Annotated in this window: 7 protein-coding genes; 1 reads left to right on the plus strand and 6 read right to left on the minus strand. The window is 45.0% G+C overall.

The genetic code is table 11. The features are described 5' to 3' along the window. The first annotated feature begins 230 nt into the window (after nucleotides 1-230). The gene (locus ACTJLE_RS04570) at nucleotides 231-4,190 is read left to right on the plus strand and encodes a hypothetical protein (RefSeq protein WP_481267615.1); all 3,960 of its coding nucleotides are present in this window, start codon (nucleotides 231-233) and stop codon (nucleotides 4,188-4,190) included. 120 nt (nucleotides 4,191-4,310) lie between these two features. Here the strand turns inward: ACTJLE_RS04570 and era are convergent, their stop codons facing one another. The 6 genes from era to ACTJLE_RS04600 all read right to left on the minus strand — a co-directional run bounded on the left by era (nucleotide 4,311) and on the right by ACTJLE_RS04600 (nucleotide 10,917). Continuing rightward, on the minus strand, nucleotides 4,311-5,396 hold the full coding sequence (gene era, locus ACTJLE_RS04575; RefSeq protein ID WP_481267631.1) for a GTPase Era: 1,086 nt from the start codon (nucleotides 5,394-5,396) through the stop codon (nucleotides 4,311-4,313). 44 nt (nucleotides 5,397-5,440) lie between these two features. Next, a complete protein-coding gene (locus ACTJLE_RS04580) occupies nucleotides 5,441-6,952 on the minus strand; it encodes a hemolysin family protein (protein ID WP_481267616.1) in 1,512 nt (503 codons plus the stop codon). 103 nt (nucleotides 6,953-7,055) lie between these two features. After that, the gene (ybeY, locus tag ACTJLE_RS04585) at nucleotides 7,056-7,601 is read right to left on the minus strand and encodes an rRNA maturation RNase YbeY (RefSeq protein WP_481267617.1); all 546 of its coding nucleotides are present in this window, start codon (nucleotides 7,599-7,601) and stop codon (nucleotides 7,056-7,058) included. Between the two features lie 86 nt (nucleotides 7,602-7,687). Beyond that, a complete protein-coding gene (locus ACTJLE_RS04590; RefSeq protein ID WP_481267618.1) occupies nucleotides 7,688-8,050 on the minus strand; it encodes a histidine triad nucleotide-binding protein in 363 nt (120 codons plus the stop codon). Between the two features lie 112 nt (nucleotides 8,051-8,162). After that, nucleotides 8,163-8,960 carry a 16S rRNA (uracil(1498)-N(3))-methyltransferase gene (locus ACTJLE_RS04595; protein WP_481267619.1) on the minus strand — a complete coding sequence of 266 codons (798 nt, stop codon included), beginning with the start codon at nucleotides 8,958-8,960 and terminating at the stop codon, nucleotides 8,163-8,165. A gap of 493 nt (nucleotides 8,961-9,453) precedes the next feature. Further along, complete coding sequence (locus tag ACTJLE_RS04600; protein WP_481267620.1) at nucleotides 9,454-10,917, minus strand: hypothetical protein; 1,464 nt, start codon at nucleotides 10,915-10,917, stop codon at nucleotides 9,454-9,456. Nucleotides 10,918-11,212 lie beyond the last annotated feature (295 nt).

Consider the following 11,212-nt stretch of genomic DNA (forward strand, 5'->3'; position numbering starts at 1 on the left):
GCTACCGCACCGACACGCCAAAGAAAAGTCGCCAAAACTTGCGCAAAAATAAAAAGAAACTCGCGCCACATTAAAAGAAAAACGCATTAAGAAACTTGAACCCCCCCCCCCAGTTAAGAATATACTGTATGATGTAATTTAAGTGCGGATTGTAAGACTCGCATTAATGCTTGACCTGCAGTTCGCGTAAAAAATAGTTAAGTTCCTCAAGCTCGAGAGAAGGGTTAATTATGAACGCAAAACTTGCAGTCGCAATTTCCTTAGGTGCCAGCTCCCTTGCATTTTTCGGAATGGCAAATGTAGCAAACGCCGCAACTGTTCCACCATCTAATCCGCCAGCTTCTGGCGCAAATCCTCCTGCAGTGCAGCAGGGAGAAAGCACCGTAGATAAAGCCAAAAAAGAGGCTGATAAAGTTATCAATGATGCTAACGAGCAGAAAGAAACAGTTACTAATGAAGTTAATAAGGCTGTAAGCGAAGCTAATACTGCTAATGGCGAGGCTGAAAAAGCTAATAATGCTGTAACCACTGCGCAGGGTGAGTTAGAGGGTAAGAAGGCTGAAGCTAAAACTGATGAAGAACAGAAAAAAGATGCCGATAAAAAAGTTAGCGATCAACAGACTGTGGTAGATAATGCTGACAAAGATGTTAAAGCTAAGCAAACTGTATTTGATCAAGAAACAGAAAATCAGACGACTGCTGAAAATAAGCTGAAAGCAACTAAAGAAGAAAAAGGCAAAGCTGAAGGCGAGCTTGGAACTGCAAACAAAGACGTTCAAACTAAAACAACAGAACAGACTAAAGCTGAAGGAAATGTAACTACCGAACAAGGCAAGCTAGATACCTTCAATACCAATCTTGAAAAAGCTAAGAAAGATAAGCAGGATGCTCAGGGAGAAGCAGATAGGCTTTCTGGCGAGGCTGATCAAAAAAAGCAAAAACAAAAAGAAGCTGATCAAAAGGTAAAAGAAAATACACAACAGCAGGAAAAGATTCAAAAAGACATAGCTAATCTGAACGCTGCTGGCTCCGGAGCAACAAATCCCGAAGTAAAAGACCTAGAGAAGAAAGCAAATGAAGCTGAACAGGCTTATAATACAGCTCAAGGCGAAGCAGATGCAAAAGCTAATGAAGCTCAAAGAGCTCATGATGCAATCACTCCTAGAGGACAAGAACTCACCAATGCAGAGCAAGCGCTGCAAAATAAGAATTCTGTCTATTATACAAATCATTATAAAGTTATAGATACTGCTGAAGGTGAAGCTGCTAAGAAAGCAGCAGCTTATAATGCAGCAGATAAGAACGCTCCTAAGGATGATACTCCAGTGGAGCAGAAGTCTGACTTCTACAAGTTCTTGCAGTATGTGATTGATACTGAAAGCAAGAAAGCAAACAAGAACGCTGATCTTATTGCGGATGCTCAGCGCGCTCAAAAGATTATGAAGGGTGAAACAGTTAACGTTCCTAGTAGGCCTGTGCAAGGAATGGAAGGATATGAATGGCCAGCATACACCGATGAAGCCCCAACTTGGTATAACGACTTGGTAAAGCCTGGTTTGGGTCGCGTTGGTAGCGCTGACTCTTTGGAGAATATGAAGCAGGCAGCAACCTACTACAAGGCTCTTGACGATCATCGTCAGAATGACGTTAAAGGCCTTAAAACCGTTAAAGTGCGTCTAACTCTTATTGCGGAAAGCATCGTTCACTCCTTCTACTCTGCAGCAACTATGGATCATGCTGCTTACCACGACGCTGAACATGGTGCTAATGGCAAGAAAGAGTTGAATACGCATCCGTATCGTCATTCTGCAGAAAATCTTGCTTGGGATGCAGATTATAACAACTATGATCCTCATAGGAAGAAGCAGGATCTTGGAAAATGCAAGACAGATACTGGTCATCTTACATGCAGTTATGACAGCGGCGAGTTGCACAATGCTGTTGACGGATGGTATGACCTGGAAAAGAAAATCTATGATGGCGCCATATCTGCTGGCAAGTGGAAGTTGCAAGATAAAGATTACAAGCTTACTGCTACAGGCTTGCAAATACTCAAAGAGCATCGCACAGATCTTGGTCAGTATTTTAATGATCATCCTAACACAAAGCTGTTTGAGGGAGACACAGATGGACACGTAACAGATGTGTTTGGGTCTGCAGTTGGCCACTACACTAACTTCTCCCAAGACGATAACTTTGCTTCAGGTTTTGCTAAAGCAGATATTGCTAAAAGGAAAGACAACGACGCTTATCAGGATGTTGCTGTGTGGCATGGGAATAGCGAAAGCTCAATTAGCATAGATGAGTACACTAATCTCCTCAATGCATATGCCGGCACGGTTAAAAGCACCACTCATGCACTAGATGGCGACGCAGCTGATAAGCTGAATCATCTAAACGCTGAGGCAAACATCGCAAATATGGCAGTGTTCGACGCTAAGTATGATGCTTTGAAAGCAAAGTCTAATATGTCTTCTACTGAACGCGCAGCTATTGACGCTTTGGAAAATAATATTGCCAAAGCATCGAAGAACTTTAAGAAAGCGATGAAGGATTCTGCTGCTGCGAATAAAGCAAAGGATGATACTGCTAAGAAGGCTGAGGAGCTGAGGAAAGCTTGGACTGCTGCTAAGAATGCGTACGAAGCGGCTAAGCAGGCGGCTCAACAAGCTGCCAAGCTAGGCGAAAATGAGCGCAATCAGAAGATTAGTAAGCTTCAGGGCGAGCTTCAAGCCTTGCAAACAGCCGCAACAGAGTTGAGTACAAAGGCTGCACAAGCCAAGAAGGATGCTGAAGAAGCTCGCAAGGCTGCCGAACAACAGCAAAAGAAAGTTGATGGCGAATTTACTAAGGCTGTTGAAACCGCTCAAGCCAATTTTGATAAAGCAACTAAGGCTGTTGCACGTGCTGAAGCCGCAAAGAAACAGGCTGATACTGACCTTCAAACAGCTGAAGATAAGGTACGTGATCTGAATACAAAGATTGGTAAGCTTACAACTCAGCTTCAAACTGAAACTGAGGAAGTTAACAAAGCTACTAACAAGGTTAGCGATGCAAAGGGCAAGCTTGAAACTGCCAAGTCAACTAAGCAAACAGCAGAAACTGAACTTATCAGATTGCGAGGAGTAGCCACGACTGCTGGCGAAACCTTAACAAAGGCAACGAAAGCTGTTACAGCTGCGAAAGACGCTGTTGTTGAGAAGATTAAGCTTGCTCAAACTGCTGTAGCAACTGCTCAAGCTAAGGTTAAGACTGCTCAGGAAGTTGTAGCAAAAGCAAAGACTACTATTGCAAACATTCAGAAGACTGTAACTGATGCACAAATTAAGTTTAATGCATCAGTTACGGATGAAGCAGTTAAGAATGCATACGCTACGAAGTTTAGCGGCGCAATTAGTGGTCTTACTACTTTCGCTGGCGAACTAGGCACGAAGTCTAGCACTCTTGCTTCTACCGCTTCAAAGCTTAGCACGTCTGCAAGCAATCTTTCTAATACTCTTGCACAAGTTGCACCAGAAACAGTAAAGCCTCCTGTTGTGCCACCAGTAGTGCCTCCTGTTGTACCACCTGCACCAGTTGTGCCAGATGAAGATGTGCCATCCGGTGGCGCAGGCGCTGGCGGTGATGAAGGCGGAAGCGAGTCTGGCGATAACACCAATGTTGATGACTTCAACTTGGACGACTTCGACTTGAGCGACCTTGACGCGGACACTACTACCCCAGCTAAGCCGGATGCAACCGATAACACTAATGTTGATGACTTCAACTTGGACGACTTCGACTTTAGTGGAATCGACTTGAATGACTCCGACGCGGATACTACTACCCCAGCTAAGCCGGATGCAACAACCGATAACACTAATGTTGATGACTTCAACTTGGACGACTTCGACTTTAGTGGAATCGACTTGAATGACTCCGACGCGAACGCTACTACCCCAGCTAAGCCGGATGCAACAACCGATAACACTAATGTTGATGACTTCAACTTGGACGACTTCGACTTTAGCGGTCTTGATTTGACGGATAACACTCCATCAGATCAAACGAGCGAGAAGCAAACACCAGCTGCTGCCGAAACTAATGTTGATGACTCCAACTTGGACGACTTCGACTTAGATGGAATCGATTGGGATAGCCTCGATTTGTCTGACATCGATCTTAACGACGTTACGCCAGACAATAAGTAATAGATTATAAATAAATACCAAAATGGGCGAAGTGGTAAATATCCATTTCGCCCATTTTTTTAGAACAGTAATTTTTAAAACAGTAATTTTTAAAACAGTATTTTTTAGAAAACTAATTTTTTAGAATCCTAAACGCTCAAGCTTCTTCGGATCGCTCTGCCAACCCTTAGCAACCTTCACGTGCAATTCAAGCACTGCTTTTGTGCCAGTAATGCGATTCACCGCAGTGCGCAAACGCTTCTTTACGCGAACTAAATGCTCCGCACGATGCCCAATAATAATCGGCTTTTGAGAATCTCGCTCAACATAAACCGACACAAGCACGTGCGCTTTGTTGTCATCATACTGCGTTTCCTCATCTTCATTCGGGTAGCAAATATCGTCAACAACTACTGCCAAAGAATGCGGAAGCTCATCGTCCAACTCTTCCAAAAATGCGCCGCGAATAAGCTCCGCAATCATATCTGACGGGCTTTCCTCACTAAGCTGATCTTCAGGATACATTTGAGGGCCTTCCGGCAAGTTTTGAATCAAAACTTTTTTAACCTCGTCAACATTGTCGCGCTCCAACGCACTAACTGGCACAATATCCGTAAAATCAGCAAATTGCTGAATTTCAAGCAAATGCGCAACTAACTCATCTCGGCTAAGCGTGTCAATTTTCGTAACAATACCTATAAGCGGAACTTTCCAAATCCAGTTTCCAGACGCGTCCTTTTTAGCAAAATCGGAGCGAAGTCGGCTTAAAATTCGCCTATCTCCAGGACCTATCTCCTGGTCTGCTGGAAGCAAAAATGCTATTGCGTCAACATCCGAAAGAGACTCGTCAACAATGTCATTCAAGCGCTGGCCAAGAAGAGTTCGCGGACGGTGAATGCCAGGCGTATCAACCAGCACCATTTGCGCATTTTCGGTTGTGACAATTCCGCGAATTGCCTTGCGCGTAGTTTCTGGGCGAGATGACGCTATGGCGATTTGCGTGCCAATAAGAGCGTTCATAAGCGTTGATTTTCCAACGTTTGGCCTGCCTACTACTGCTACGAAACCGGAGCGATAGCCGTGAAAATCGGGAGCTTGGATTGTTGCGTGTGTTGATGAATCGAGATTCGCAAACATCTCGTCGTCGAAATCTGCTGCGTTGTCGACTTCGTTTTCTTCGTTCATATCGACTTCGTTCATATCGTTTACTTCGTCAATATCGTTCATATCGTTCATATCGTCGATATCGTTCACTTTTACCGTCCAATTCTTTATTTCAATAAATTCGTTTGTTTCATAGTACTAGCTTGCATAAGCGCGTTCGTTTGCTTACTCGTGGAAGTCTTTTGCGCAGAACTATTTTCATCCTGCTCATCTTTAGGCTCCTCAAGACCCTTAACATCGCGCTCAACCAAAATAGTTGAAACTTTCTTTCGCCTACCGGCTGAATCCACAGCAGTTAATTTTAAGCCTCTAGTAACAGCACTAGAGCCAACAATCGGCACGTTACCAAGAAGCTTCGTAAGCAAGCCAAACACAGTGTCCACATCGTCTTCGTCAATATGGACTTCAAAAATATCTTCCAAATCAGCAATCGGCGTTCTAGCAGGCATCTTCCACACGCCCTCGCTAACTTCTTCCGGATCCGCGTGCTGCGTGCGATCGTGCTCATCTTCCAACTCGCCCACAATCTGCTCAATAGCATCCTCAATCGTCACCAAGCCCGCAATACCGCCGTATTCGTCAACAACAACGGCAACATGCTGGCGAATGCGTTGCATTTCGTGGAACAAATCATCAACCGGCTTCGACTCAGGTACAAGCATAGGGTCGCGGCTAATCGTGTCAACAGCTCTAGAAGAAGCCGCAGGATTAAACACGGTAGCGCGCACTGCGTCTTTTAAATAAGCAACGCCAACTAAATCGTCAACGGAATCGCCAATAACCGGAACGCGAGAAAATCCGGAACGAGAGCATAATTTCAAGAAATTTTCCAGCGTTTCGTCGCTTTTTACGCAAATCATGTCGGTTCTAGGAACCATGATTTCGCGAGTCAAAGTGTCGGAAAGCGTAAGCACATTGCGCATCATTTCCGAAACTTCCGGATCAAAATCGTTTGCTTCCACAAGACGATCAATACTTGCCTTCGCTTGATCAAGCTGAATATCTTCCAAAGCCTCATCGTCAGAAAGATCAACATGCTTTTTTCTAGAAGTAACGTCCGCATCGCTAGCAAAACGCACCAAAGGATTAATCGCAACAACAATCGACACAATTCTCGAAAGTCGCATCAACTTTGCCACAGGCTGCGCTGCACCCACAGAGCGCGGACGCACAAGCATAGAAATAACAGCAACAATTACCGAAACCACAACTCCAACAATAAGAGTTACCAAAAGAGGAGCGCCAAAAAATGCAACCAAAGCAGCCACAAGCACACCATCTAGCACATTGCAAAGCACTCGCACAAACGCACAAGCTCCAGAAGTTGCGTAACGGTCGGCAATAAGCTTTTTTACGCGGTGGATTCTTGCGATTTTGCGCATACGCACTATTGCGCTTATTTCGTCGTCGTGAGTTTGCGCTTCAATCATAAGATTGTTCAAGCTTGCGCGCGTAACTCTAGGAACCGCGCCTTCTGCGGCAGCCATTGCAAGAGACAACCACACCAGCAGTATTGCAAGCACGATTAATGCGAACAATCCCAGCCACACATGCAATGGCAATGCTGGTACTGATATATTTGTAAAGATATTTGTAAAGAACTCTTTAATATATTCCATAATTATGCTCTTAGCGCACTTTTACTAGCTGATAGTTGGTTTGTAGATGATGCAATTTTTGCTACTTACTTTTGTTTTCGCTACTTAAATTTTATTTCGCTACTTACTTTTTATTTTTGCTTTTTTCATCATGCTCAGCTTCGTATTTTTCAAGCTCGTTCACAGCATCTTCCGGAAGAGTTGCGTCATACAATTCTCCAGAACGCGCCGCAAAGAAAGTAAGCAAAAGCTGGCGTTGCAAACCAAACATTTGCTTTTCTTCTTCCGGAGTTGTGTGATCGTAGCCAAGCAAATGCAAAATTCCGTGAATACTAAGCAGAAGCATTTCTTCCATAGTGCTATGCCCTGCAGCAAGCGCCTGCTGCTGCGCAACCCACGGGCAAATCACCAAGTCGCCAAGCATGCCTTCGGAAACCTTCTCATCGCTTCCAGGAGTAAGCTCGTCCATTGGAAAACTCATAACGTCAGTTGGGCCTTCCAAATTCATCCAACGCTCATGCAAGCAAGCAATCGGCTCCGGGTCAACGAAAGTGATTGACAAATCGGAGTGCGTGCTTACTTTCATTTGCTGCAACACCCACATGCCAAGATCGGAGAAGATTTTAGCGTCGATTTGCCACACGGTTTCGTTCATGACTTCAATGCTCATGATTATTTGTTATTCCTCTCGCAATTTTATTCTTGCAGCGATGCACTTACTTTAGATTTTGCGCAAAACACGTAACTTTGCACGATTTACAAGCTGCCTTCTACAAGCTTTTCGCCAGTAAGCACATGCGCGTGAACATGGAATACTGTTTGACCAGCGCCAAGACCCGTGTTAAAAACAAGCCTGTAATCTCCATTAAACGCGTCGTTAGCAATATTTTGCGCGACTCCAGCAATATGAGCTAAAGTTTCAGGAGATTTGCTAGCAAGCTCAGCAACATTCTTATAGTGATTTCGCGGCACAATCAGCACATGCACTTTTGCTTGCGGATTAATATCCTTAAACGCAACTACCGAATCATCCTCATAAACTTTGCTGCTTGGGATTTCGCCGGCAATAATCTTGCAGAAAATGCAATCTGGATCAGTATGGTAAGTGATATCACTCATGGTTTCTCCCCTATTTGCTACTAAATAAAATCAATGCCTTAAGCCAAAAGCAATCGACATGCTTCTTACTATTTTACACAATTATTAGCACTTTTAGATACGATTTATGCGATTATTCGTATCGGCCTAAAGCGCGCGAAAGAAGCGAAAGCGCCACAGGCCCTGCGGTAGATGCGCGCAAAATATTGCTACCCAAAACGCAGCTTTTAGCTCCAGCGTCAACAAACATCGAAACCTCGTCGTCACTAATTCCGCCTTCTGGGCCAACAAGCACGTAAACAGTGCGCTCCTTGCCATCATCCAAGCAGCGCTCAGTAAGAGTGTTTACAGCTTGCTCGATTTGGCTCCAGCAGTCGGTTGCATCCTGATGCAATACCACTACTAGGTTTCCATAAACGCACGCACGCCTACATATTGCAACAATCTGCTTACTGGACACGCATTCTTGAAGCTCAGGCATCCACGCCCTTCGAGACTGCTCTGTAGCAGCCTGCAACACCTGATTCCAACGCTTATCCGTGCGGCCAGGTTTCCACTTCGCAATCGAACGATCCGCACACCAAGGAATCACTTCATCCACGCCAATTTGCGTAGCCATGTCGATTGCTTGCTCATCATGACCGGTTTTTGCTAAAGCCTGCACCAGCGCAAGACGCGTAGTGCGACGCGCTTCTCGAGTGAACGCATCAACTCGAACTAAACCATTTTCCGCATCCGTAACAGTTGCGTGAATTCGCAAGCCTTTGCCGTCAGAAAGCTGCAAAGCGTCGCCTTCTGCCAATCGCATAGCGGATATTGCGTGGCGTTTTACGCTGGAAGGAAGCGTAAGCGTCCATCCTTCCTCAATCCCGTCTGCAAGCACGGGAGCATTATCGTGGTCAGTATCTAGCAAAAATAAAGCGTCAGTCATAATCTCAAGCCTAACGTGAGGATGCGCCAAGTTTTATATGCGCGTGCAACAGCAAATCGACAACAAACGCCGGAAAATTTCCCCGCGTTTGGAGCAAAACGCCAGACAGAACCCTCCAAACGCGAGACAAACTCCCCGCGTTTGGAGCGCCACACAACCACAAACCCTCCAAACACGAGACAACACTCGCGCTATAAGCGCTCGCTTACGAAACTCGCGTTGGAAGTCCACTGGACTTCCAACTCAAGCGAGTTTCCGCTCCGAGTTGCCTTCGCGCGCTACGCTTTAAGCGCTTCGGCAGGTCGTCGCGCACATTTGGAGCGCAGCACAGGCAATAACCCTCCAAACGCGAGATAAGTTGCGCACGTTTGGAGCAAAACACCACACCAAACCCTCCAAACACGAGACAAACTCCCCGCGTTTGGAGCACAAAACCAGCCACAACCATCCAAACGCGAGAAAACGCTAGCACTTAAAAGCTCGCTTACGAAACTCAAATAAAAGCCTTTGGAACTCCAGAATCCAGCAAACGCTTCTCAAGCGCAGGTGGGTCAACTACATGCGAAAAATCAAAACGCACTATTTTATCAACTCCACAGTTTAGCAAATGACGCTCTCTGTCACGCTCACGAAGCACAGATGATCTATCATAATGCAGCAAAATAGATTCATCATAATCAGCACTGCCATCATCGCCCAACGAACCATAATCACCCAGACTTGAAGCAGTATGTTCCAAACCACGCCCAGAATTAACCAAATACTTATCAGCACCATCGAATTCAGCAACAATCAGCTTTCCGCCAGTCTCCCATGCAAAATCAACCCTATAAGGCCATTTGGAATTATTGAAATTAGGAAACTCCCGCTGCAATTGCGGCCGCACAAACCCAAGCTCAATCATAGCCGCACGCGCCAATGACTCGCCGCCATTCTCACTCTTACCGTCAGCAAGCTGACAAAGCAAACAAAGCCTAGACAAAACATCACATTCATTAACATATTTAAGACACGAATTTTTCTGCTTCATGTACGGAACATCCTGAAAATCTGCTGCATCAAACTGCTCACGAAAATCCGCGTAAAACTCACTACAAACTCGGTAAACTTTCTTAAGATCTATACCATTCCGCGCTGCAGAATCAAAAATTGGCAACGCGCGTCGGAAAGAAAGCTTCCAAGCACAAACAAACAAAACGTTATAAATGCTCGCAACATGCTGTAGAGCCTCTTCGTGCAAAGTTGGAATGTGACCGAAATTCGTTTTAGGCATCTTTGAAAGCTGATCATTATTCGATTTTGTGGAAGAAGAAGCAGCAGAAGAAGAAGCAGAAGAAGAAGCAGCAGCAGAAGCAGCAGGAGCGCTCTTACTAACAGCATCACATTTGTAATCATATTCCTCAAGGCAAATACCAGAATCATCCTCAATAATATCTGGCAAATGCACACGGCAAAGCTGATTTTTTGAGAATCTGCGAACGTAATTATTATGCTTGGCAATATGCTTATCCGCATACGGGCATGAAACATATATTTTTATTGGTTCAGCATGGCTTTTCACACCAACCGTCTCAAAATTCAACAAAGCAGCGGCGGATTCGCCAGTAAACTTCCACGCTCGTATTTTTATCTTCTTGGCAAGTCGCGTAGCAATATGCGTAACGCGCTTTTTGTGCGGTAAATTAAGCCAAAAATCTCGGCGCGCATACAAGCCAAAATAAGGTTCAACAAGAACACCAGCATTTAGATTATGGCGAATAGAATTGCGACACAAAAGTTGCGAAGCCATTAGGCATGAACCCTCGCGCTCGGCATCATTTAGCGCAATATCAAGCGAACTCAAGCCAGCGCTTGGATTGTTGTGCAAAGTGCTACTTAAGTTACTGCTTAAGCTAGTACTTAAGTTACTACTTAAGTCTTTATTTGCAAGATCTGATTTATCGTTAGAATTTGGCATAGCTAAGATACTAACGTGCAAAAAAATGAGATAAAAGAAAAAATATCAATTGTGGATAAAAGCTAAGAAACCCTCCAAACGCGAGATGAATTCCCCGCGTTTGGAGCACCAAACCAGCCACAACCATCCAAACGCGAGACAAATTCCCCACGTTTGGAGCGCAGCACAGGCAATAACCCTCCAAACGCGAGACAAATTCCCCACGTTTGGAGCGCAGCACAACCGTAAACCCTCCAAACGCGAGATAATTTCCCCTCGTTTGGAGCGCCAAACCAGCCACAACCCTCCAAACACG

The sequence above is a fragment of the Gardnerella sp. CCPDSM genome (genome assembly GCF_056754715.1).

What these genes read in the sequence shown, in the direction of transcription:
- era (WP_481267631.1), bottom strand. Translation starts at nt 5,396, where the DNA reads ATGAACGATATTGACGAAGTAAACGATATGAACGAAGTCGATATGAAC.
- ybeY (WP_481267617.1), bottom strand. Translation starts at nt 7,601, where the DNA reads ATGAGCATTGAAGTCATGAACGAAACCGTGTGGCAAATCGACGCTAAA.
- ACTJLE_RS04570 (WP_481267615.1), top strand. Translation starts at nt 231, where the DNA reads ATGAACGCAAAACTTGCAGTCGCAATTTCCTTAGGTGCCAGCTCCCTT.
- ACTJLE_RS04580 (WP_481267616.1), bottom strand. Translation starts at nt 6,952, where the DNA reads ATGGAATATATTAAAGAGTTCTTTACAAATATCTTTACAAATATATCA.
- ACTJLE_RS04595 (WP_481267619.1), bottom strand. Translation starts at nt 8,960, where the DNA reads ATGACTGACGCTTTATTTTTGCTAGATACTGACCACGATAATGCTCCC.
- ACTJLE_RS04590 (WP_481267618.1), bottom strand. Translation starts at nt 8,050, where the DNA reads ATGAGTGATATCACTTACCATACTGATCCAGATTGCATTTTCTGCAAG.
- ACTJLE_RS04600 (WP_481267620.1), bottom strand. Translation starts at nt 10,917, where the DNA reads ATGCCAAATTCTAACGATAAATCAGATCTTGCAAATAAAGACTTAAGT.